22 protein-coding genes and 1 pseudogene are annotated in these 24,464 nt (G+C 36.3%); 4 read left to right on the plus strand and 19 right to left on the minus strand.

The annotated features are described in order from the left end of the window. Positions 1-285: 285 nt before the first annotated feature. A pseudogene (locus HMPREF0819_RS08790) lies at positions 286-888 on the plus strand (IS3 family transposase); the annotation flags it as partial. 53 nt (positions 889-941) lie between these two features. Here the strand turns inward: HMPREF0819_RS08790 and hpf are convergent. The 3 genes from hpf to HMPREF0819_RS06960 form a co-directional block, all read right to left on the minus strand. After that, a complete protein-coding gene (gene hpf / locus HMPREF0819_RS06950) occupies positions 942-1,490 on the minus strand; it encodes a ribosome hibernation-promoting factor, HPF/YfiA family (RefSeq protein ID WP_003067314.1) in 549 nt (182 codons plus the stop codon). Between the two features lie 76 nt (positions 1,491-1,566). After that, the gene (locus tag HMPREF0819_RS06955) at positions 1,567-2,232 is read right to left on the minus strand and encodes a ComF family protein (RefSeq protein ID WP_003067316.1); all 666 of its coding nucleotides are present in this window, start codon (positions 2,230-2,232) and stop codon (positions 1,567-1,569) included. After that, the gene (locus HMPREF0819_RS06960) at positions 2,232-3,530 is read right to left on the minus strand and encodes an ATP-dependent helicase ComFA (protein ID WP_003067317.1); all 1,299 of its coding nucleotides are present in this window, start codon (positions 3,528-3,530) and stop codon (positions 2,232-2,234) included. The genes HMPREF0819_RS06955 and HMPREF0819_RS06960 overlap by 1 nt, the downstream gene beginning before the upstream one ends. A gap of 54 nt (positions 3,531-3,584) precedes the next feature. Here HMPREF0819_RS06960 and HMPREF0819_RS06965 point away from each other — a divergent pair, with 54 nt between their 5' ends. Continuing rightward, positions 3,585-4,211 (plus strand): YigZ family protein, encoded by a 627-nt coding sequence (locus tag HMPREF0819_RS06965; RefSeq protein WP_003067319.1) that lies wholly within the window; start codon positions 3,585-3,587, stop codon positions 4,209-4,211. Positions 4,212-4,308: 97 nt separating this feature from the next. Continuing rightward, the gene (gene cysK / locus HMPREF0819_RS06970; protein WP_003067321.1) at positions 4,309-5,238 is read left to right on the plus strand and encodes a cysteine synthase A; all 930 of its coding nucleotides are present in this window, start codon (positions 4,309-4,311) and stop codon (positions 5,236-5,238) included. Between the two features lie 74 nt (positions 5,239-5,312). Here the strand turns inward: cysK and HMPREF0819_RS06975 are convergent, their stop codons facing one another. The 13 genes from HMPREF0819_RS06975 to HMPREF0819_RS07035 form a co-directional block, all read right to left on the minus strand. Beyond that, positions 5,313-5,669 (minus strand): S1 RNA-binding domain-containing protein, encoded by a 357-nt coding sequence (locus tag HMPREF0819_RS06975; protein ID WP_003067323.1) that lies wholly within the window; start codon positions 5,667-5,669, stop codon positions 5,313-5,315. After that, positions 5,669-7,069: a bifunctional Cof-type HAD-IIB family hydrolase/peptidylprolyl isomerase gene (locus tag HMPREF0819_RS06980; protein WP_080552927.1), complete on the minus strand. Its 1,401-nt coding sequence runs from the start codon at positions 7,067-7,069 to the stop codon at positions 5,669-5,671. Before HMPREF0819_RS06980 ends, HMPREF0819_RS06975 begins: the two co-directional genes overlap by 1 nt. Positions 7,070-7,192: 123 nt before the next feature. Beyond that, on the minus strand, positions 7,193-7,837 hold the full coding sequence (locus HMPREF0819_RS06985; RefSeq protein ID WP_003067327.1) for a response regulator transcription factor: 645 nt from the start codon (positions 7,835-7,837) through the stop codon (positions 7,193-7,195). Beyond that, positions 7,821-8,846, minus strand: coding sequence for an envelope stress sensor histidine kinase LiaS (locus tag HMPREF0819_RS06990; protein WP_003067329.1), 1,026 nt, complete (start codon positions 8,844-8,846; stop codon positions 7,821-7,823). The genes HMPREF0819_RS06985 and HMPREF0819_RS06990 overlap by 17 nt, the downstream gene beginning before the upstream one ends. Next, positions 8,843-9,538 carry a cell wall-active antibiotics response protein LiaF gene (liaF, locus tag HMPREF0819_RS06995; protein WP_003067331.1) on the minus strand — a complete coding sequence of 232 codons (696 nt, stop codon included), beginning with the start codon at positions 9,536-9,538 and terminating at the stop codon, positions 8,843-8,845. The genes HMPREF0819_RS06990 and liaF overlap by 4 nt, the downstream gene beginning before the upstream one ends. 149 nt (positions 9,539-9,687) lie before the next feature. Beyond that, positions 9,688-11,613 (minus strand): Stk1 family PASTA domain-containing Ser/Thr kinase, encoded by a 1,926-nt coding sequence (pknB, locus tag HMPREF0819_RS07000; RefSeq protein ID WP_003067334.1) that lies wholly within the window; start codon positions 11,611-11,613, stop codon positions 9,688-9,690. Further along, positions 11,613-12,350, minus strand: coding sequence for a Stp1/IreP family PP2C-type Ser/Thr phosphatase (locus tag HMPREF0819_RS07005; RefSeq protein WP_044023444.1), 738 nt, complete (start codon positions 12,348-12,350; stop codon positions 11,613-11,615). The genes pknB and HMPREF0819_RS07005 overlap by 1 nt, the downstream gene beginning before the upstream one ends. Positions 12,351-12,387: 37 nt before the next feature. Further along, positions 12,388-13,710, minus strand: a complete 1,323-nt coding sequence (gene rsmB, locus HMPREF0819_RS07010; protein ID WP_003067338.1) for a 16S rRNA (cytosine(967)-C(5))-methyltransferase RsmB — start codon at positions 13,708-13,710, stop codon at positions 12,388-12,390. Continuing rightward, positions 13,700-14,635 carry a methionyl-tRNA formyltransferase gene (fmt, locus tag HMPREF0819_RS07015; protein WP_003067339.1) on the minus strand — a complete coding sequence of 312 codons (936 nt, stop codon included), beginning with the start codon at positions 14,633-14,635 and terminating at the stop codon, positions 13,700-13,702. Before fmt ends, rsmB begins: the two co-directional genes overlap by 11 nt. Before the next feature lie 59 nt (positions 14,636-14,694). Then, on the minus strand, positions 14,695-17,085 hold the full coding sequence (locus HMPREF0819_RS07020; protein ID WP_003067341.1) for a primosomal protein N': 2,391 nt from the start codon (positions 17,083-17,085) through the stop codon (positions 14,695-14,697). 143 nt (positions 17,086-17,228) lie between these two features. Continuing rightward, complete coding sequence (gene rpoZ / locus HMPREF0819_RS07025) at positions 17,229-17,543, minus strand: DNA-directed RNA polymerase subunit omega (protein WP_003067343.1); 315 nt, start codon at positions 17,541-17,543, stop codon at positions 17,229-17,231. A gap of 23 nt (positions 17,544-17,566) precedes the next feature. Then, on the minus strand, positions 17,567-18,184 hold the full coding sequence (gmk, locus tag HMPREF0819_RS07030; protein ID WP_003067345.1) for a guanylate kinase: 618 nt from the start codon (positions 18,182-18,184) through the stop codon (positions 17,567-17,569). A 158-nt stretch (positions 18,185-18,342) separates the two neighbouring features. Then, complete coding sequence (locus HMPREF0819_RS07035) at positions 18,343-19,950, minus strand: ribonuclease Y (RefSeq protein WP_003067347.1); 1,608 nt, start codon at positions 19,948-19,950, stop codon at positions 18,343-18,345. Positions 19,951-20,098: 148 nt separating this feature from the next. Here HMPREF0819_RS07035 and HMPREF0819_RS07040 point away from each other — a divergent pair, with 148 nt between their 5' ends. After that, positions 20,099-20,584 carry an S-ribosylhomocysteine lyase gene (locus HMPREF0819_RS07040; RefSeq protein ID WP_003067349.1) on the plus strand — a complete coding sequence of 162 codons (486 nt, stop codon included), beginning with the start codon at positions 20,099-20,101 and terminating at the stop codon, positions 20,582-20,584. Between the two features lie 72 nt (positions 20,585-20,656). On the opposite strand, the gene HMPREF0819_RS07045 is transcribed toward HMPREF0819_RS07040, so the two are convergent. From HMPREF0819_RS07045 to HMPREF0819_RS07055, 3 genes are all read right to left on the minus strand, one after another. Then, the gene (locus tag HMPREF0819_RS07045) at positions 20,657-21,421 is read right to left on the minus strand and encodes a (S)-acetoin forming diacetyl reductase (protein ID WP_003067351.1); all 765 of its coding nucleotides are present in this window, start codon (positions 21,419-21,421) and stop codon (positions 20,657-20,659) included. Positions 21,422-21,568: 147 nt separating this feature from the next. Then, complete coding sequence (locus HMPREF0819_RS07050; protein ID WP_003067352.1) at positions 21,569-23,101, minus strand: cell division site-positioning protein MapZ family protein; 1,533 nt, start codon at positions 23,099-23,101, stop codon at positions 21,569-21,571. 63 nt (positions 23,102-23,164) lie between these two features. Further along, positions 23,165-24,337, minus strand: a complete 1,173-nt coding sequence (locus HMPREF0819_RS07055; RefSeq protein ID WP_003067355.1) for a THUMP domain-containing class I SAM-dependent RNA methyltransferase — start codon at positions 24,335-24,337, stop codon at positions 23,165-23,167. Between the last annotated feature and the right edge of the window lie 127 nt (positions 24,338-24,464).

Genomic DNA, 24,464 nt, shown 5'->3' on the forward strand with positions numbered 1-24,464 from the left:
CTTTTTTTCTTCTGTTTCAAGATGTTCCTACCAGATTTTTGCAGCTATATTAATTTATCATCTTATATCCTAATTTGTCAATACCATTTTGATAAAAAATTAAAAAGCCGCTACTAAACTGCACCCCAAAAGTAAGACAAAAAATCTAACGATTGGGGTGCTCTTTGTATGAAATTAACTTATGAAGATAAACTAGAAATCTATCAACTCAGAAAACAAGGTATGTCGTGGCCTCAGCTGGGTCAAACCTATGATGTTAATCCTAGAAATCTACGTTACATGGTTAAGCTTATGGACCGATATGGCGTAGAGATTGTTAAAAAAAGCAAAAATAGGTACTATTCCCCTGAACTAAAGCAAGAAATTATCAATCAAGTCCTTTTTGAAGCTTCAAAGCCTTACGAAAAATGTTATACTGACGTCACAGAATTTGCCATTCCAGCCAGCTCTCAAAAATTATACTTATCACCATTTTTAGATGCTTATAATAGTGAAATCATCGCTTATCAGTTATCAACTTCGCCTAATTTGGAACAAATCAAACGAATGTTAACACAAGCTTTTCCAGATGACCATTATGATGATACGATTCTTCACAGTGACCAAGGGTGGCAATATTAACACCTGTTTTATTATGACTTTCTCAATCAAAAAGGAATTCATCCATCCATGTCCCGTAAGGGAAATAGCCCAGATAATAGCATGATGGAATCTTTTTTTGGAATCTTAAAATCAGAAATGTTTTATGGGTTTGAAAAGACATTTAAGTCACTCAATGAGCTAAAACAAGCTATTATTACTTACATTGACTATTACAATAACAAACGGATTAAAGTCAAACTAAAAGGACTTAGCCCTGTGCAGTACAGAACTAAATCCTTTCAATAATTATTTGTCCAACTTTTTGGGGTCAGTACATACTTATAGCGAATTTTTTACTATCATTTCGCCTCAATTAACCCTAACTCGCCATCTTCGCGGCGGTAGAGAATGTTGGTTTCGCCATCTTCTGCATCTGTGTAAATGAAGAAGTCATGACCCAAAAGGTCCATTTGGAGAAGCGCTTCATCAAGATCCATAGGTTTCAAGCTAACATGTTTTGTACGAACAACGTTTACAGCTGGGCTTTCTTCTGTTTCTTCAGCTTCAAACTCGCTTGTAAAAATATGACTAGCTGGTAATTTTTCACGATGCTTTCTAGCAATTTTTGTTTTGTTTTTGCGAATTTGGCGTTCAATCTTATCTGTTACTAAATCGATTGATCCATACATATCTTGTGATACATCTTCTGCTCTTAGAGTGATAGAGTCAACCAAAATAGTCACTTCAACTTTAGCAGTTTTTTCACGATAAACTTTAAGATTGACACGAGCATCTAACTCTTGTTCAGCGTTGAAGTATTTTTTAATTTTTCCGAGTTTAGATTCGACATAGCTACGGATAGCATCTGTTACTTCGATGTTTTCTCCACGAACACTATATTTAATCATAAAAACACCTCTTTCTCGCTATAAAGCGCTTTCTTTACTCTTTCATTATACTACTTTCATGAAAATTTGCAAGCATTTACCGTGCAATTGTTAAACTTTTTACATTCTGTGCACCGTTTTTATAAAGAAGATGATAAATGCCTTTTAGTGTAGCGCCAGTCGTATAGATGTCGTCAATGATTAAAATATTTTTGGGAATTTTACTATTTGACATAACTTGAAATGGACACTGGCTCCCAAGTCTCTTTTTTCTGTTTTTATCTGATTGTTTAGCGATATTTTTCTTTGATAAAATCTCCTGATAGGCTATTCCAGAAGCGTCCAATAAGGCAGCAACTTGATTAAATTTACGTTCTGTCATTCGCTCTTTACTTAAAGGGACTGGCACGATACTGTAATTTTTGTACAGCTTTATTTTTTTCTTAAGCTCTCTAGAAAAAATTGCACCGAGTGCTACGTCTCCTTGAAATTTGTACTTTGAAAAATAATTTTTCATGGCAACATTATAGGTAAAAATTGCCTGATGCTTGACAGAATGCCCTTCCTTTTCCCATTTTTGACAATCTTTACACTGCGTTTCACAACCATTTCGATAACAAGTTGGGCAGTGCTTATCTCCTATTTTTTCAAAAGCAGCGAGACAATCAGGACAAATATTTCTTTGATTTTTTTGAATAGAAATGATACCCAAAAAAGTTTCTTTTTCAAGAAATAATTGGTCACATAACAAACACTTTTCCATCAAAATCCTCCTTTCTTGTTCATTTCCTTTATTTCTTTAATCGCTTGTTGCATTGATTTTGTAGCACCATCGTGCAAAAATAATAATTCTCCTGTTGGTCGCTTTGCAGCTCTACCGACTCGCCCAGAAATTTGAACCAAGGCACTTTTAGTGTATAATTTGTGATTCGCTAATACAACAAATACGTCAACACAAGGAAACGTGACTCCACGTTCTAAGATGGTTGTGCTGACTAAAATTGTTATTTCATTCTTTCTAAATTTTTCAACTAATTCAAGTCTATCTTCGGTCTTACTTGACACAAAACCAATCTTCTCAGTAGGAAATTTTTCTTGCAGAATCACCGAAAATCTTTTTCCCTGCTCTATATTTGGAAAAAAGATTAGTAAGGGGTATCCAGATTTTCTTTGATTTTTAAGCAGCAAGTCTAATTTTTTAGGTACTTTTCCCTTTTTCATTGACTTTAACACCCCACTAAGCCAGAGCATTTTAGGAACAACCAAAGGATTGGCGTGAAAACGTCTGGCTAAATGCAATTTTTTTAAGTTGCCTTTTCGAACTTTTTTATCTAATTCATCTGTCGATGTAGCTGTTAAAAATATTTTAACACCTTCTTTTTTTAAAGATTGATTTACTGCGTAATACAGCATTTTATTGTCAACAAATGGAAAGGCATCAACTTCATCAATAATTAATAAATCAAATGCTTGGTAGAACTTTAAAAGTTGATGAGTTGTTGCAATAATGAGCGGTGCTCGCTTGTAAGGCTCAGCTTCCCCATGTAATAAAGTAATTGGACATGAAAAATCACGAGACATACGTTTATAAAGTTCTAAACAAACATCAATTCGTGGGCTAGCAATACAAACACAACCACCGTCATCGATTATTTTTGCTACTGAGTGATAAATCATCTCTGTCTTACCAGCTCCTGTCACAGCATGAACTAATAAATCTTTCTTTTCAGCAATTCCTGACACCATACCTTCTGACACTTCATTTTGATAAGGGGTTAGTTGCCCTTGCCAGTTTAGAGAATTATTTTTTGGAAAACTTTTTTGCGGAAAGTAATATAGATAAGAATCACTGATGTTACGACCAAAAACTAGACATTCTCTGCAGTAAGTCTGACCAGTTTGTAAAATATTATCTGGTAAAACAATGCTTCTGCAGCGGTTACACGTAAAATTGTCTTTTCTTTTTACCATAGAAGGAAGTTTTTCAGCTTCTTCTTTTAACTCATCAGACAATTGAGACTCAACAAAAATTCTTCCATAATAGTCATTTTTATCTTCCATATCTATTTATTCGAAAATTTTGCTAAATCTCTAAAAATCTTGTAAAATTTTGATATGAACTATAAAACAATAAAAAAAGATGACATCTGCGAGGAAGAAATCAAAAAATCTCGCTTTATTTGCCAATTAAAACGTGTTGAAACTGAAGAAGAAGGGCGAGAATATATTGCTCAAATCAAAAAAGAACATTACAAAGCAACTCACTCTTGTTCTGCTATGATTATTGGAGAAAACTCTGAGATCAAACGTTCTAGTGATGATGGTGAACCAAGTGGAACAGCTGGTGTTCCAATGCTTACTGTTCTAGAAAAGCAAGGTTTGACAAATGTTGTTGCTGTTGTCACACGCTATTTCGGTGGTATCAAATTAGGCGCTGGAGGCTTAATTCGCGCTTACGCTGGTAGTGTCGCAAATGCTCTTAAAGAAATTGGTATCGTAGAAGTTAAAGAGCAAGAAGGCATTAAAATTACTCTTTCTTATCCGCAGTACCAAACATTTTCAAATTTTTTACAGGCTGAAGAACTTCAAGAATTTGACACTGAATTTTTAGAAAATGTCACTACTCACATTTACCTTGATCCAGAAAAAATTCAGGAAGTTACTGATCGACTTATTGAATTCTATCAAGGCAAGGTTACTTTTGAAAAGGCTGGTCCAAAAATTGTTGAGTTAGATTTGTGATAAGTTTTTCCTATCACCTTGATAAGAATTAAATATTTTACAAACAATAAATTTGAGCATATACTTGACCTATAACTTTTATTCAAGGAGAAGATTTATGGCAAAAATTTATAACTCAATTACTGAATTAATCGGAAATACTCCTATTGTAAAATTGAATAACATTGTTCCTGAAGACGCTGCTGATGTTTATGTTAAAATTGAATCATTTAATCCAGGGTCTTCTGTCAAAGACCGTATTGCTCTTCGTATGATTGAAGATGCTGAAAAAGCTGGTACTATCAAACCAGGTGATACAATTGTTGAACCTACATCTGGTAATACTGGTATTGGTCTTGCTTGGGTTGGTGCAGCAAAAGGTTATAAAGTTATTATCGTAATGCCCGAAACAATGAGTCTTGAACGCCGTAAAATCATTCAAGCTTATGGAGCTGAACTTGTTTTAACACCAGGTAGCGAAGGCATGAAAGGTGCTATCGCTAAGGCAAAAGAAGTCGCTGCTGAAAAAAATGGTTGGGTCCCACTTCAATTTGCTAACCCTTCAAATCCTGCTGTTCATGAAGCTTCAACTGGTGCTGAAATCATCGATGCTTTTGGACCAAAAGGTCTTGATGCTTTCGTAGCTGGTGTTGGTACTGGTGGAACAGTTTCAGGTGTTTCTCATGCTCTTAGAAAAGCTAACCCAGAGATCAAAGTTTATGCCGTAGAGGCTGACGAATCTGCTGTTCTTTCTGGTGAAAAACCTGGTCCACACAAAATTCAAGGAATTTCTGCTGGTTTTATCCCAGATACTCTTGATACTAAATCTTATGATGGCATTATTCGTGTAGCTTCAGACGATGCTATTGTGACAAGTCGTCATCTAGGTGGAAAAGAAGGTTTCCTTGCTGGAATTTCTTCAGGTGCTGCAATCTTTGCCGCTATTGAAAAAGCAAAAGAACTTGGTAAAGGTAAAAAAGTCTTGGCACTTCTTCCAGACAACGGTGAACGTTATCTATCAACATCACTTTATGATTTTGAAGACTAATATACGAAAACTGCTAGACAATTGTTCTAGCAGTTTTCGTATACCATAATAAAAAAGCATCCTAAGGATGCTTTTTATTCTTTAGTTAATAAATCTAGACTTTCTTTAGTCCATTTTGGCAAATTGTCCGCCAAAGGCTGAAAGCCAATATTTAGGTGGCTATTTGAAAAACGATGACGTCTGTGAAGGTGATGTTTTTCTTCTTCGAGAGTACGAAGAGAAAGACTTACTTTTTGAGTAAATTCATCAAAATCAACCACCTGAACTAAGACTTTTTCACCAACTTTTAACAGTTGATAAATGTTTTCAATATAGCCTGCTTTGATTTCTGAAATGTGAATAAGACCTGTTGTCCCATTATCCAATGCGACAAAGGCACCATAAGGTTTTATACCCGTTATTGTTCCAGTGATTTTGTCGCCAATTCTCATTAATCAACTACCTCAATTGTTTCGATAACTACGTCTTCGACTGGACGGTCTTGCGCACCAGTTTCTACGTTTGCAATTTCGTCAAGAACTTTGTAAGATTCTTCATCCATGATTTGACCAAAGACAGTGTGACGACGGTCAAGGTGAGGTGTACCACCGTTGTTTGCATAGTATTCAGCAATTGGTTTTGGCCAGCCACCACGTTCTAGTTCTTTTTGAGCATATGGAATTTTGCTGTTTTGTACGATGAAGAACTGACTTCCGTTAGTATTTGGACCAGCATTTGCCATTGAAAGTGCGCCACGAACGTTGTAAAGTTCTTCTGAGAATTCATCTTCAAAGCTATCACCATAGATAGATTGTCCACCCATACCAGTACCTGTTGGGTCGCCACCTTGAATCATAAATTCAGGGATAATACGGTGGAAGATAATACCGTCATAGTAACCATCTTTTGACAAAGCAACGAAGTTTGCTACTGTTTTTGGTGCATGATCAGGGAAAAGTTGAATTTTCATGTCACCGTGATTTGTTTTGATTGTCGCAACTGGACCCTCGACAGTTGATAAATCAACTTGTGGGAAGTTTAATTGTTTTTCTACCAAACCTAGTTCCTCCAAGGCATATAAAATACCATCTTCTTCTACTGTTTTTGTTACAAAATCTGCTTTTTCTTTAAGTTCAGGTACTGCATTACCCATGGCAATTTTCAAGCCAACATAATCAAAAATTTCCATATCATTTGGACCGTCGCCAAACATCATGGCATTGATTGGTTTTAAGTTTTGACTTTCTAAAACATGAGCAACACCAGATGCTTTAGAAATATTTACTTTAACAACATCAGATGAATGTTCGTGCCAAGGCACAAGACGAATTTCATTTGCCAACTCTTCTGGCAACTGCAAATCAGCATTATTTTTTGCAAATGTCCACATTTGGTAAACATCATTTGCCAAATAAAAATCTGGTTCAACATCGCAGATACCATAAATAGGTTTCATAGCGTCATCAATCAAATCACAACGTTTTGATATGACTGGTTTATCTTTACCAGTAAAACCGTATTCGATTCCTTCTGATTTTGCCCAGTTGACATATTTTTCAACAAGTTCACGTGGCAATGGATCACTAAAAATCTCTGATTCTTTATTATCAACGACATATGTTCCGTTGATTGTTACAAAAAAATCAGGATGCAAATCACGAATTTCAGGTACAACACCATAAAGTGCACGACCAGTAGCAATTCCTGTCATAATGCCTTTTTCCTTCAAGTTTTTAAAAACATACTTGATTGATTCTGGCATATAACCTGTCAGCTTAACACGCAAGGTGTCATCAATGTCAAAGAAAACAATTTTAGTTTTCTTAGCTTTGTATTTTGTTTTTACATCCATCTGTATCATTATGGGAAAGGAAATGGTCAATACATCTCAATTTCCATCAAAAGTCCAAAAACTTTTATCCCATTTTCCTTTCTAACTTTGAAATCAAAGAAAAGCTATGTTTTTATTATATCATTATTCCTCATCTTGCGGAACTAAATGATGCTTAAAGGCATAGACAACAGCTTGAGTGCGGTCATCAACTTCTAGCTTCGCTAAAATATTTGACACGTGTGTCTTCACGGTTTTCAGAGAAATAAATAACTCATCAGCGATAGTCTGATTATCATAACCTTTTGCCAAAAGTTTCAAAATATCACGTTCACGCGCTGTTAGATCCTCATGCAATTCTGGTTTTTGATCGTGCGCTTTGATTTTTTTATCAACTTCTGTCTCAATCGCCAAATCACCACGCGCAACTTTATGAATAGCATTTAAAATCTCAGCTGCACTAGATGTTTTTAGCATGTAACCTTTGGCACCAGCTTCAATAACTGGATAAATTTTTTCATTATCAAGGTATGATGTCAAAACTAAAATTTTGGCTTCTTTCCACTCTTTTAAAAGCTTCAATGTCGCTTCAACACCACTCATCTCTGGCATTACCAAATCCATAACAACAACATCTGGTTTTAACTCTAAGGCTAATTTTATCCCATCAATACCATTTCCAGCTTCACCGACAACTTCAATGTCTGGCTGCAAATTAAAGAAACTTTTCAGCCCTAAACGTACCATTTCATGATCATCAACTAGGATAACTCTAATTTTCTGGGTCATCTTCTTTCTCCTTTTTTTCTCCCTTGACCAAAGGCAAACGAATATCCATTGATACTCCTTTTCCTTTTTGGCTCAAAAATGTTATTGTTCCAGCCATGTCATCTACACGATCTTCAATATTAGTAATACCATAACTTAAATCATGACGCTCATCCATATCAAATCCAACACCGTTATCCACCATTTTCAATTGCAGTTCGGTTTCAGTTTGATTTAGATACACTTCCAGACGAGTCGCTTTTGCGTGCTTAAGCGTATTACTAATAAATTCTTGTGCAATTCGGAAAACATTATCTTCGATTTTTTTAGGTAATTTTCCGAGATTTTTCTTATAAACAACTTCTATACTACTCTTATCTGTTAATTCTTTCAAGAGGATATCAAAACCTTCCGAAAGGGTTTTATTTTCAAGCTCTGTAGGTCTTAAATGCAAGAGTAAAATTCGCAAATCTTTTTGAGCATTTTGCAACATACTTTCAACTGCAGTCAATTGAAATTCCAGCTGCTCTCTTTCAATTTGGTCAAGGTTAGCTGATACACCTGAAAGAATCATTGAGGATGCAAATAATTCTTGACTGACGGTATCATGTAAATCACGCGCAATACGTTTACGTTCTTGCTCAACAATTTCTTGTCCATTCTGAATACGGCTATTTTCGGTATTTTGGAGACTTGTTGTCAAATGAGTCATCTTTTTAGATAAGCGTGACAAATTCGTGTTGATTTCTGTATCTTCATCAAGAGATACTTCCTGATTATTTAAAATGCGGCGCAGATTTTGGTTAGTACTACGCTTGCTGTTATCATCTAAAATCACCCACAACAAAAGTAAAAGAATTGTCACAGCTAGAATTAGGAAGACAATTGAGAATACAAAACGTTCCCCCATCCAAAAATCAGTGATGAGATTTTGTAATTGTAATTCTAAACTATCTAAAACAACAACAACAATTGAAATGATGATGATACTTGCATAAAGAATCAAGAGTAAAAAATGATGTTTTTTCATTTGCGTACCACCTCTACATCTCCAGCAATCGTGTTCACAATGATTTTAACACCCTTTAAATATTCTTCATCTTGAGCATGCCATAATTTCAATGATTCATTACGCAAATCATACTCACCAAAATCAAAATATCGAACACTACCATAAATGGCACTGACATCAAGTTTAACACCAACATCAATTGGCACTAAAACTTTTGTCGGCCCAAAAACTTTACGAATGATAACAACATTATCTTTTCCTGTTACAATAACACTGCTTAAATCAATGACATCACTTCCTGTTAGTCGAATGATATTAATGTCATCAAAAGCATAAAAATCGCTATCGTGCATGCTTGCACCAATCCACTGGTTTCGAATTGGTTTTGCCTTTAAGTCTTCTTCACGAAAACGCACCAAAGCAAAGCGATTCTTCTTTTTAACTTGTGAAAAATGGTTAATCACAACGTAGACAACACCCAGAACTACCGCCATGATAATATAAGGATTTAACATTAAAATCAAAAATAGAAGAACCAGCCCTACTGTTAACAAAAGATTATTGCGTTTATCCTGATTATAAAAACGAAGTGCTATCAAAATGAGAACTAAAATTAAAATAAAGCTCGATAGATCATTGGCTAAAATAGTCATCATGCCTAAAGCTAGCAAAATGCATTCAACCAATAAGAAAAATTGAAATTTTCGCATGTTCTCTCCTTATCACACATTTTCTGCCATTTTACCAAAAAGCCTCAAAAATTGCTGGCTTTTGCCACATGAACATTAGTACATTTCTTGAATATTCTATGCAAATAAGAAGCCTGAGATAAATATCACAGACTTCTTTTATAATAATTTTATTGTTGCATTTCAGTAGATGCTTCTGAACTTTCTTCAGTACTACTACCACTACTTGATGAACTTGATTCACTTGTCTCACTTGTCTCACTTGTCTCACTTGTCTCACTTGTCTCACTTGTCTCACTTGTTTCAGATGATTCTGGAACTAATTGTGACGTTTTTTCAGATGGTTGCGCAGCCGTTTCTGAAGAGAAGTAAAGGTTAACCTCTCCTTCAACAGCCCCACCATAATAAGGATCCTGAGCAACGACAACCGCAGAACTTGATACTGAGTTTACTCGAGAATATCCTGTTGATGAAGTTACATCTGCCATATAAATTGTAATATGTGAGCTTGATACACCCATAGAATTTAACTCAGCAATCGCTTCTTGGTAAGTATAACCAATCAGACTAGGCATTGTGATTGCTGCTACTTCAAAAGTAATTTTATCTTCACTACCAACTTTTGTCCCTTCATTAGGAGTCTGGCTGATAATGGTACCACCGATATAATTTGTTCCGGATAACCATTTAATAGCAATCTTTTCGCTTGAAATACCATGTTTCTTTTCAAGCTCCTTGATGACATCTTGATAATTCTGACCAGTGTAATCTTTCATCTTGAATTCAGAACTTCCTTTTGATACATAAATATCAACTTTAGCTCCTTCTTTCTTAGATGAACCAGCAGTCGGATCTGTTTTAACAACGTAACCTTCAGCAACTGTATCACTAGAAACTTTGTGGATATCACCAATCTTCAAACCAGATGATAACAAGCTTGTCTTAGCATCAGATAAAGCCGCACCAGACACGTCTGGAACATTAACTGAAGCTGGTGTACTTAAAGTTAAGTAAGTAAAGATAGCAATCGCAACAACAACAACTGCAAAGAAGATTTTCATCAAAGTACCAAATATACGATGAGATTTTTTCTTTTTAGTCTTTGCTTTAGGTGCTTTTTGATTAGCTACTTCTTTATTTTCTTTTGCAGCTTTTTGTTTTTTCAACAATTGTTCTGTCGTTGATGGAACAGGTGTTGAAGTAGTCACTTTTGGAAGTGTCTTAGTATTTTCTGTATCCTCAAAAACAAGTTTACGTTCTCGACTACGGTTGTATGAAAGTGCCGTCATCAAATCACGACTCATTTCAAAAGTTGACGCATAACGGTCGCTTAAACGTTTTGCTGTTGCTTTGATAACTACATTTTCTAAAGCCTGTGGAACGTTCTTATTTTCAGCGATAATGGATGGTAGAGGTTTTTGAAAATGTTGCAGTGCAATTGTCACCGCTGAGTCGCCATCATAAGGAATGTGACCTGTTAACATTTCAAACAACATAATCCCCATAGCATAGATATCACTTTGAACAGTGGCTTTTGAACCTCGCGCTTGTTCAGGTGACAAATAATGCACACTACCAAGCATTGAGTTTGTCTGTGTTAAACTTGTTTCTGCAAAAGCTACAGCAATACCAAAGTCAGTAACTTTTACAGTTCCGTCTTTAGTCAACAAAATATTTTGTGGTTTTAAGTCACGGTGAACAATTCCTTGTTGATGGGCAAGAGTCATTGCTGACAAGACTTCTTCCATAATTCTAACAACTTCGTTATTAGATAGAGGCGCATGATCTTGAATGTATTTTTTCAAGTCAGAACCATCAACATATTCCATTACTAAGAATTGCTGTCCGTCTTCTTCTCCAATATCTCGAATCGAAACAATATTGGGATGGTTCAACTCTGCCATGGCGCGCGCTTCACGTTGGAAACGAGCTACGGCAATTTGATCTGTTTGATAATTAGTCCGAAGAACTTTGATGGCTACTTCTTCATTATCAAGAATCAGATCTTTGGCAAGATAAACATCTGCCATTCCACCCCGTCCGATTGATTTAAGGATACGATAACGACCAGCAAATAATTTGCCAATCTGAATCATTAAGCTTCCTCACTTTCGGCGTGGATAAGAGCAATGGTAATGTTATCAAGACCTCCTCGTTCGTTAGCAAGAGTTACCAATTCATTATTTTTGTCGTCAAGTTTTTTATCTTGAGTCAAAATGTTAACAATTTCATCATTCGTAATCATATTTGTCAAACCATCACTGTTAATGATGAGATAATCACCGTCTTCAAGAACTTGAACACCTAAATCTGGTTCAACTGGGTTTGCTTGTCCAATAGATTGCGTAATAATATTTTTTTGTGGGTGGTTTGCTGCTTCTTCTTCTGTCAATTGACCAGCTTTCACCAATTCATTAACAAGAGAATGGTCGCTTGTCAATAATTGGTATTCGCCATTATGAAGTAAACCAATACGTGAATCACCAACGTGCGCAAAGATAACGTTGTTATCAACAATCGCTAAAGCTTCAACGGTTGTCCCCATACCTTTGTACTCATCTGTTTGACCCAGTTCGTAAATTCTTTTGTTTTCAGCTTCAAGAGCTGTTATCAACCAATCACGAATTTGGCTTAGTTCTGTAAATTCAGTACTAATCCATTCACGTCCAAGATCAGTAACGGTCATTTCACTAGCAATATTACCAGCACGATGACCTCCCATACCATCTGCTAGAATAACTAATGTGATACCCTTTTGATTATCAAATTTATTAATAAAATCCTGATTATTTGAACGTCTTTGTCCAATATCAGTTACAAGTGAAATTTTCATAGTTTTATATCTGACTGTGTCAGTTTCCTCCTCGAGATTACAAGATACGTTTAACTTGTCCAATAAAGAACCCGTCTGTCTGATATTGCTCTGGTGTGATTGCAATGCAGCCATCTTTTATAATATCTTCTTGTGTATGACTCAGTTTTACCTGTTCAAAATTTGGATGAGTTTCTAAAAATTTATGGATGACTTGGAAGTTTTCCTCATCAAAAATCGTACAAGTACTATAAGTTATTATACCACCTTTACGCAATGTTTGACAAACGCTATCAAGAATTTGCAATTGAATTTCTTGTAAAGCGGTCAAATCTTGATTTTCTTTATTATATTTGATGTCTGGTTTACGACGAATCAAGCCAATTCCTGAACAAGGAGCATCTACTAATATTTTATCAAAAGTATCTGCCGCAAAATGTTCATGAACAGTCGTAGCATCCATTCTTTGGGTAGAAATTTTATCATCAACATGCAAACGTTTGGCATTATCCATAACCAACGCTAACTTGTGGTCATACAAATCAAGTGCTGTAATATGACCATCAGTCAGATATGACGCTATATGAGTAGTCTTTCCACCCGGGGCAGCACATGCATCAAGAATTTTCTCTGAACCTTTAATATTAAGTGTTGGTGTCACTAGCTGACTAGACTCGTCTTGAATGGTAATATCACCGTTAGCAAAATAATCTGTCCCTGCAAAATGCCCTGATATTTTAACCAAACCAACAGGAGATAGAAGTGATGGTTTAGCACCCGTTGCCGCCTCTATCTCAGCTAATTTATCAGGATTTGTCACACGAATACTAGCTTTATTTCTGACAAATAGACTCTGCATGATAGCTACTGCTCGTTCTTCACCAAATTGGTGAATTAATTTTTTAACCAACCAAACTGGTAAAGAATACAGAACTGAATAGCGTTTATTTTTTCGTTTGATACTTTCAGGATTTGGAAGGTCATCCTTTGTCAAACGACGTAAAACAGCATTGACGAATTTTTCAGCACCTTTTTTATTGCCACGATTTTTTGCAATATTAACTGCATCGTTGACAACAGCGTGCGCAGGCATTTTATCAAGGTATAACAGCTGATAAAGACTCAACATCAAAAGGTAATATACCCATGAATCTAACTTATCTCGGTCTTCAATATAATGTGCTAAATACCATTCCAAGGTAATCTTACGTGCAACTGTTCCATAGACAATTTCAGTCACTAAAGATTTATCTTTTTGAGATAAATGAGTGTGTTTCAACTCTTGATTAAGAGCAATATTTGAATAAGCTCCTTCTTCAAAAACATTTTCCAGAACAAGTAAAGCTAATCCGCGTGCTTGGTTTTTCCAATCATTCGCCAATAAGGTCACCTACTTCAAGTTTACGTCCAACACCATTTAGAAAATCAACAACACTCATACGAGGTTTCCCAGATGGCTGTACAGTTTTTAGTGAGATCGCGCCATCACCAGTTGCCACAACAAGTGATTTTTTACCTTTTTCGATAATTTCACCAGGTTTTCCTTGACCCTCAGCCAAAACAGCCTCATAGATTTTGAAACGTTTGCCATCAAGAAGTGTATACGAAACAGGCCATGGATACAAGCCACGAATGTGGTTAAAGACATCACGCGCTGATTTATTCCAATCAATACGTTCTTGTTCTGGTGTGATATTTGGTGAGAAAGTTGCCGCTTCTTCATCTTGTGGTTCTGGTTTGATATTTCCAGCAATGTAATCTGGCAAAGTTTTCAAAAGCAAATCACGTCCGATAACTGCCAATTTTTCAAACATTGTACCGACGTTATCATCATCAGTAATTGGTGTTGAAGCTTTAGCAATCATATCACCAGCATCCATTTTCTTAACCATTTCCATAATAGTTACACCAGCTTCTTTATCGCCATTGATAATAGCATAATGAATTGGTGCGCCACCACGATATTTTGGTAATAATGATGCGTGAACGTTAACAGCAAAGTCAACAGAGTCAAGTAATTTTGTTGGTAAAAATTGACCAAAAGCAGCTGTTACGATACCATCTGCACCCAAAGTCATTAGCTCAGCCATTTCTTCTGAACCAGACATCTTTTCAGGTTGATAAACTGGTAAGTCATGTGCCAAAGCGACTTCTTTAACAGGTGTCATTTTGATTTCTTTTTTACGACCAACAGCACGGTCTGGTTGAGTTACAACAGCTAAAACTTCATAATTGGCATCGTTTAATAAGCCTTTTAGAACAGTCGCTGAAAAATCAGGTGTTCCCATAAAAATAATTTTTGTCATTTTTCTTCCTCTCAAAGGATTTATTCTTATCTTTTTCTTTATTATAGCATAACAAAAGCCTACATAAAATTCTGTGGCTCATGGTCAATCACAAGTCGCAAATCTTTATTTTCAGGTAATTGCGTCATGTCCAAAATGTAATTCAAGACCTCTTCTAAATGATCTTCAAAGCGATATTTAATAATAATCTGATAATGATAGAGACTATGCGTTCTTGCAATCGGCTTAGGTGTTGGCCCCAAAATCTTGATTTTATCAGATAAATGCTGACGCAAGAGTTGCAAGATTTCAAAAGACTTGCGCACAACTGTCTGTTCATCTTTATGCGATAAAGTCAAACCAGCCGTAAAATAATATGGCGGATAAGACAGTTGCTTGCGAATTCCCATTTCATAAGCATAAAATGCTTCATAATCCTGCTTTTGAGCCAACTTAATGGCATAGTGCTGAGGATTATAAGTTTGAATGAGGACTTCACCTTCTTTTTCTGCACGCCCTGCACGTCCTGCTACCTGCGTTAGCAATTGAAACGTTCTCTCAGATGATCTAAAATCAGGCAAATTCAAAGACGTATCCGCATTTAAAACCCCAACTAAAGTCACATTGGGAAAATCAAGTCCTTTTGCAATCATTTGAGTTCCAAGTAGAATATCTGCTTCATGATTTCCAAATTTATCCAATATTTGCTGATGAGCACCTTTTTTGCGCGTCGTATCAACATCCATTCGTAAAATACGAGCTTGCGGAAAAACCTCTTTTAATTCATCATAGGCTTTTTGAGTCCCAGTTCCATAGTAACGAATACTGCGGCTATGACAATTTGGACAGGTATGTGGGATAGCTTTTTCAAAACCACAATAGTGACAATTCATGGTCTTTGTATCCATATGAAGTGTCAATGAAATATCACAATTTGGGCACTCATCTACGTAACCACAATCACGACACATGACAAAGCTCGAATACCCACGGCGATTTAGCATGAGAACGACCTGCTCACGGTTTTCCAATCTGTCAGCAATTTTTTCTAAGAGATAAGGTGTGTAATTGCTAACTTCTTGTTGCCCAACATAATCGCGAAAATCAACAATGTCCACTTTTGGAATTTTAGCAAGCGGGTTAGCACGGTGAGTCAATTGTAAAAATTGGTAAACGCCACGGCTAGCCCTAGCTCGACTTTCAATGCTTGGTGTCGCAGAGCCCATTAACAGAACTGCTTTATGGTATTTTGCCCGTAGCAAGGCCACATCACGTGCATGATAACGCGGATTAGATTCTTGCTTGTAAGTTGCCTCGTGTTCCTCATCGATAATAATGGCTCCAATATTTTCCATTGGAACAAAGATAGCCGATCTGGCACCAACAACCACTCGAGCTTGTCCAGATTTGATTTTTCGCCATTCGTCAAATTTTTCACCATCAGATAAAGCTGAGTGCATAATTGCCACTTGCTTACCAAAACGTGAAATAAAGCGATTTGTCATCTGCGGTGTCAATGAAATCTCAGGTACCAAAACAATGGCTGTCTTGCCGAGCTTTAAAACCTTATCAATGATATGAAGATAAACTTCAGTTTTACCTGAACCTGTCACACCTTCTAACAAGTAAGGTTTAGAGTCTTTTCCAATTTGACTTGTAACTTTTTCAACAACTGCAGCTTGTTCATCATTTAAATCAAGAAACTTAGTTGTTGCAACATCAAAATATACATCTGAACGTTTTTTCTCTCTTTCAATGACTTTAATCAGCTGATTTTCTACAAAAAATTTGACAACTTCACGTGAAAATAGCTGATGCAAATCTGATAATTTTCCTTCGTCAGGATGTTCAAGCAGATATTCTTGCAGCTCCAAACGCTTCTTAGCACGAGCTGAAATCTCGGCAGCTGCAAGTTTATCAGACAGAACTTGATAATATTTTTCTGTCTTAATATTCTTTTTGTCTTTTGCCAAATATTCTACAGTTATCTTTCCAGCCTGAACTAGTCGTGCAACTTTTTTAGTCTCGTCTTCTGACAAAGTAGAATGGAGACGGCTCTCTTTTTCACCAAATAAAGCTAATCTCTCTTCTTGTGACAAATCTTCGCTTGGAATCAGCTTTTTATCATACTGAGAATTAAGGAGATTTGGAATCATTGATTTCAAAATTGAAATCTTATATGAAAAGACAGTATGGCGCATTTGCTCAGCTAGCTTAAGTTGTTCTTCATTCAAAACAGGTTCAAAATCCAAAACTTCACAAATAGCCTTGAGTTGCTTAGCTTGACCTTGCATATTCTCAGTAAAGCCAACAACGAACCCTTGCAAAAGACGATTGCCACGTCCAAAAGGAACATGCACACGAGACCCTAAAACGATTTGGTCTTGCATATCATCTGGAACAAGATATGAAAAAGGCTTATCCGTCTGCATCAAGGGAACATCGACGATAACTTGGGCAATCTTTACCATAACTCTCCTTTCTAATGACTCTTGAGCTAAAAATCAGCATTATTCTACCGAAAAAAAGAATAATCATCATGATAAGTAATACTGCAGCACTTGTTTACTTTATCACAATGATTTATTACAAGAAAAATCTAAGATAAAATACCTTAGATTTTTTCTCCTTCTTCTTTTTCTTTAGCAATTTGTTCTTTGATTTTACGTTCTTCTTCTTCTTTAGCCAAACGTTCTGCTTCAATGCGAGCAAGAACAGCTGCGCGTTTTGCTTCTGGATCTGGGTGGATAACAACGTTACCAGATTCGATTTCTTCAAGAGCTTGCAAAGTAGCTTTAACAGATTTGAATTCTTGAGTCGGTTTAGCACCCGCTTCAAGTTCATGAGCGCGTTTAGCTTGAAGAATGCAAAGTGAGTATTTTGAAGGCACTTTATCAAGCAAAGTGTCAATAGAAGGTTTTAACATCATAGCTTTTTTCTCTTTTCTCTCTTTTAATCAATGTCTTTAATCATGTCATTGTAACGACCAATCACACGATCAACACGGAAGTGTTCTGCTTCAATAATGCGTTTAACACGTTCAGCTGCCAAAGACACTTCATCATTAACTACAGCATAATCGTATTCACGCATCAAAGCAATTTCTTCTTTGGCACGTTCAATACGTTGGCGAATAACTTCTTCGCTATCAGTACCACGACCGACCAAACGATCTTTTAATTCATCCAAATCTGGTGGAGTCAAGAAAATGAATACACCATCTGGAACCTTTTTCTTAACTTGAAGGGCACCTTGAACCTCAATTTCAAGGAAAACATCAATCCCTTTATCAAGAGTTTCATTAACGTAAGTCAGTGGTGTGCCATAGTAATTACCTACATATTCAGCGTATTCCAACATCTGACCATTTTTAATAAGCTCTTCAAATTCTTCACGAGTTCGGAAGAAATAATCAACGCCATCAACTTCTCCAGGCCGTTTTTGGCGTGTTGTCATCGAAACAGAATACTCAAATTTATGATCAGGTGTTGAAAAAATTTCTTGGCGAACTGTTCCCTTACCAACCCCAGAAGGTCCTGAGAAAACAATTAACAAACCACGTTCGGTCATGCCACTCTCCTTATTATAGACTACAAGTTAAGACTTGCTTTTTATCAATTAGACTACAGTTTAGTATATCAAAGATAAGGCTATTTTTCAAGAAAATTTACAAGCTCTTGCTATTAAAAAGAAGTACGTTTAAAACGTACCTCTTTTTGTCTATTTCATTATTTTGCGTAATCAACCGCACGTAGTTCACGAATAACTGTAACTTTAATATTACCCGGGTAATCAAGATTATTTTCAATCTTTTCACGAACTTTATGCGCAATGATTGTTACCTCATCATCGGAAATTTTATTTGGTTGTACCATGATTCGAATTTCACGACCAGCTTGCAAAGCGTAACTATTTTGAACACCGTCAAAGCTTGTCGCAATTTCTTCCAAATCACGAAGACGTTTGATGTAGTTTTCCATTGACTCGTTACGAGCACCTGGACGAGCTGAACTCAAAGCATCAGCAGCTGCAACAATTACAGCAATGACACTTTCTGGTTCGACATCACCGTGGTGACTAGCGATAGCATTAACGACGATTGGATTTTCTTTATATTTGCGAGCGAACTCTGCACCAATCTCAACGTGACTACCTTCAACTTCACGGTCAATTGCTTTACCCATATCATGCAAGAAACCAGCGCGACGAGCAAGCATCACATTTTCACCAAGTTCACTAGCAAGAATACCTGCCATCTTACCAACTTCAACAGAGTGACGTAAGACATTTTGACCATATGAAGTTCTAAATTGCAAACGTCCCATGATTTTAATCAAGTCAGGATGCAAGTTTACTGCACCGATTTCAAAAGCAGCAGCTTCACCATATTCACGAATACGGTTATCCATTTCCAAACGGTTCTTTTCAACCAATTCTTCAATACGCGCTGGATGAATACGACCATCTTGAATCAAAGCTTCCAAGGTCATGCGAGCAATCTCACGACGAATTGGATCAAATCCTGAAAGAACGACCACTTCTGGAGTGTCATCAATGATGACATCAATACCAGTCAAACTTTCAAGAGTACGAATATTACGACCTTCACGTCCAATGATACGACCTTTCATGCTATCATCAGGTAATTGAACAGTTGTAATAGTTTGTTCAGTAACGTATTCACCAGCCATTCGTTGCATGGCTTGAGCGAGAATATTTTTAGCGAGTTTGTTGGACTTATCACGAACCTCACGTTCAGCATCTTTGATACGAGTAGCAATTTCGTGCGTTAAATTAGTTTCTGTTTCTGTTAAAATAATTTCACGCGCTTCAGCAATCGTCATCAATGCAACACGTTCAAGTTCTGCTTTTTTCTGTTCTTCAAGTTCTCCGATTTGTTTTTCACGCTCATTAATGTGTCTAGATTTATCGGTTAGACTTTGTTCTTTACTATCCAACACTTTTTCTTTGCTGGTTAGATTTTCATCCTTGCGATCAAGAGAGGACGCTCGTTCTGTTAAACGAGTTTCCATTTGTTTCAACTCTTGTCTTTCAGATTTAAATTCTTTTTCAATCTCTTCTCGATATTTTCTAGCCTCTTCTTTTGCTTCGATCAGTAATTCTTTGCGATGAGCTTTTGTTTCTCGCTCAGCTGATTTTCTAATGTGTTCAGCTTCTAACTCAGCTTTTCCACGTAGATTGACAGCATCCTGTTCTGCATTTAAAAGAGTGAGTTCTGCAGCTTCTTTCGCAGACTTAAGTTTAATCGAAATCAGTGCATAACCAACTATCAAACCAATGAGGGCAAAAACAATCAAGATAATAATATTTGGCATGTTTTTACCTCAATAAAAATTTTAGATTTCATCTATAGAAAGCTACTTTCAAGTTTACCATAAAATAAATTTTTTCACAATTTAAAATTGTAAAGCGTTTTACTAAAATTTATGATATGATTATTAAAACAATACAAAGGAGGCTGTTATGTCTAAAAAAGAAGTAACTGTTGAAAGTTTTGAACTCGATCACACTCTCGTTAAAGCACCTTATATTCGTTTGATTTCTGAAGAAGTTGGACCTTCAGGAGATGTTATTTCAAACTATGATATTCGTCTCGTTCAACCAAACGAAAATGCCATTCCAACTGCTGGCTTACACACTATCGAACATTTGTTTGCAAAACTTATCCGTGAGCGCATTGACGGAATGATTGACTGCTCACCTTTTGGTTGCCGTACTGGTTTCCACATGATTATGTGGGGCAAACACAGCACAACTGAAATCGCAAAAGTCATCAAATCAAGTTTGGAAGAAATTGCTAATGTAACATCATGGGAAGACGTTCCTGGTACAACTATCGAATCATGCGGTAACTACAAAGACCACAGTCTATTTACAGCTAAAGAATGGGCTAAACTCATTCTTAAAGATGGTATCTCAGATGATCCATTTGAACGTCATATTGTTTAAAAAACAAAGTCAGCTTTGCTAGCTTTTGTTTCATAAAAGGCAGAGAGATTCTCTCTGCCTTTTATGATAATTTTAATGGAATTGCATACCACCATCAACAATAATGGTTTGCCCGGTAATATAATCAGAATCAGGTCCCGCTAAAAAACTGACAGCTTTAGCCACATCTTCTGGTTCAGATAACCGCTTAAGAGTAATGTCTTTAGCGAATGTTTGCATTCCCCATTCATCGTCCTTACCTGCATTTCTACCAACTTCATGGGCAATATCAAACATCATCGGCGTTTTAACAATTCCAGGTGCATAAGCATTTACTGTAATACCATAATCTGCTAAATCACGCGCCAAAGTTTGTGTAATACCGCGAATGGCAAATTTGCTACCACCATAAACAGTTAAATTAGGATTACCTACCACACCAGCTTGAGATGATGCATTAATAATTTTACCACCGTGACCTAATTTTTTGAATTCTGCCAAAGCCGCTTGAGCACCCCAAATTGCACCTCCGACATTAATGGCAAAAGTACGTTCGAAGATGTCTTCTGTGATTGTTTCTAGAGGTGTTGTCGGAGCGACCCCTGCATTATTCACAACTACCGATAAATCTCCAAAATGTTCAACAACCTTAGCAAATGCTTTAGCAACCTCTTCACGCTTAGAAACATCCGCTACAACAGCATAAGCATCTTGTGGAGAAAGTTCCTGAACAGCTTTATCTGCTGTTTCTTGATTATAATCTAAGATTCCAATTTTAAAACCATCTTCGTGAAGACGTTTTGCAATAGCAAAGCCAATCCCTTGACCTGCACCAGTAACAATGGCTACTTTTACCATAATATCACCCCTTAATCTTTAAGTTACGACAATTATAGCGTTTTCAAATTTTGCTGTCAATTTTTTGAAACTCTTTCAAGTATTTTTCAAAATTTCACTTTAAAAATCAAAAAAGCCCTCCAAAAGGAGAGCTTTTTGAACATTTGATTAATAATCCAATGCGTCAGAATGACCTGAACCATTACCTACAAAGTAACCTGTTTTACAGTTGATTGAAAATAGATATGTTCCGTCTTTTCTAAACATGTTGTAGTAGCCATTACCATTGATGATGTTAACTTTTTCAAGAATATAATCATCACCTGAGAAATAACCACGTGCTTGTGATGTTGAAACAACTTTTTCAAGTACACCATCACCAAATGTCCAAGCGGCATTTCCTGAATCAGCAATAGCAGATTCGTTATATGGAACACGACTTTTATCGCGTTGAAGGTTTGATGTATTAGAAGTTGATTCTGTAGAAGAAGCCTCACCGCTGTCTGTTTGGCTAGCAAAACTTGCTGATTGTTCTTGACTACTTGATTGTGTTTTAGATGTTAATTGTTTTTTACCTTCAGTGATAGCAGATTGAAGTAAGTTATCCAATTTAGCATCACCAGTATTTAAAACATCACTAGACAAGTTATCAAAGTTAGCATCAGCTTTTACAGTTCCTGAAACTTTTTTACCATCTACGATGACATCTTTATCAAATAAAGCGTTGATTGCTTTGATAGCAGTAATGTGAGCTGCAACAGTGTCGTATTGTTTTTTAGCAGCATCGTAAAAATCAGTTCCTTTCAAGGCATCTAATTTTTCTTTCAATACTGAGATTTTATCAAACTCACTGTTTTTCAACTTCGTTTTAGTATCATCAGTAAATAGCGCTGCGTAAACATCATCAAAAGCTTCTTTCACTTCTTTTGCTTTCTTAGCAGCACTTGAACTTGCTGAAGTTTTTTTCGTAGTTGAAGTTGTTGATGAACTTGCAACTGTAGTACTTGAATCTTTGGCGTAGTGTAATCCATAGCCAGCTCCAAAGATAGCTACAACCAACGCAGCCAAACCACCAATAATCACACGTTTTTTCGTAGATGAAGGTTTGTCATCATCAGAAGAAATCGCAATTGAGTCATCAGCTGTTTTGGTTTCTTCCTCAACTGTGGTAGAAACTTGTTCATCAGCGCTTGATTCTTTCGCTTCATCTTCTTTAATCTCATCACCAACTTCTTTGTCATCAGTTGGTGTTTCTTTGACAGAAGCTTCTTTTGTTTCTGCAACTTCAGGTTCTGAAACTTCTTTTGCAGGTTCTACAGTTTCTTCAACAACTTCACTTGATGTTTCAGATGGTTCTACATCCTCAATAACTGGTTCTACTTGAGCTTTTTCAGCTTTTTCGAACACTTCTTTGCTGACAATACCACTATTAACAAGTTCTTCACGTTGTTTTTTAATAAAGTTATCCAAAGCTTCTGTATCTAAATTTTCAAAATCAGATAGCTTTGTTTCAAATTTTTGTGATGTTACTTCATCTCGGTGCTGTTTAATATACTTATCTAAAACACCATCAGACTCAGTAATTCCAGCTTTCCTTTCAGAATCTTTTCGAACAGCTTCTTCAATGGTTAGATTTTTAACATCTTGCAAGTTAAGCCCGTCTTGCTCTTCTGAAGACGGCATGTCTTTTTTCTCTGACATGTTTTGGTCACCTCTCTAAATAAAATCTCAACTGCCTAACTAAGCTGTTAAGCGCTACATTCCTTACTTTTCTTTTGCTTGCGCGATAGCAGATCGTTTAACACGTTCACCGTAAAATTGATACAAATCAACTCTCAAAGTACCATTGTACAATTTACGTTTTTTATCAGCTTGTGACCCGTATTTTCGTTCAAACTGTTCGTCGCTAGTCAGAATAAATTTACTCCACGTTTTAAGTGGTGCAAATGTCTGACCCATCTCATTATACAGGATGTCGACAGCTTTGTCATCAAGCAATCGTTCACCATAAGGAGGGTTAGAAACGATAACACCGTTGATTTTATCAGTTTTCAAGTCTTGAAGACGCATTTGTTTAAATTTGACAACATCAGAAAGTCCCGCTTCTTCAGCATTTTTCTTAGCAATTTCAACCATGCGCCCATCAATATCAAATCCTGAAATATCAAGTTCAACGTCATAATTAGCTTTTTCTTCAGCTTCATCGCGAACTTGCTGAATCAGATCAGCATCCACCCAATTCCACTCTTCAAAAGCAAAATCACGGTTAAACCCTGGAGCGATATTCATCCCGATTAAAGCAGCTTCAATACAGAATGTTCCTGAACCGCAAGTTGGATCAATCAACGGTTTATCAGGATACCAATTTGACAACTCAATAATAGCTGCTGCCATATTTTCTTTAATCGGAGCACCACCTTTTTCAACACGATAACCGCGTTTGAAAAGACTAGCACCTGTTGTATTAATCATGACAGTTGCTTTATCTTTTAAAATAGAGACTTCAATTTTGAATTCAGCACCATTTTCCTGCAATGGAACACCATCAGGACGGTGATAAACCTTTTGAAGTTTTTTAACAACTGCTTTTTTACTAATTGCTTGAACGCTTGGCTCATTATGCAATTTTGATTTGACACATTTTGCTTTTGAGATTGGAAATTTTGCTCCAAGTGGCAAATAATTTTCCCAATCAAGTTTATAAACACCTTGGAAAAGTTCTTCAAAAGTGCGTGCTGGAAATTCTCCAACAATAATTTTGACACGGTCAGCGGCACGCAACCAAAGGTTTGTCACAGCAATGGTTCTAACATCACCTTGAAAACGTACTTTACCATTTTCAACATGACAATCAATCCCTAAATCACGGATTTCACGTCCAACAACTGCTTCAAGTCCAGCGGCTGCTGTCGCTACTAAATTAAATGTTTTTTTCATTCACACATTCCTATTTCATCAAATACTTATCTATAAGTTTAACACGTTTTACCAGCTTTAAGCTAGCAAAATTTAATTAATTTTAAAATACCAAAACAATTGATGATTTAGTATTAAAATACAGCAA

This window comes from Streptococcus equinus ATCC 9812, assembly GCF_000187265.1.
GTDB classification, from domain to species: domain Bacteria; phylum Bacillota; class Bacilli; order Lactobacillales; family Streptococcaceae; genus Streptococcus; species Streptococcus equinus.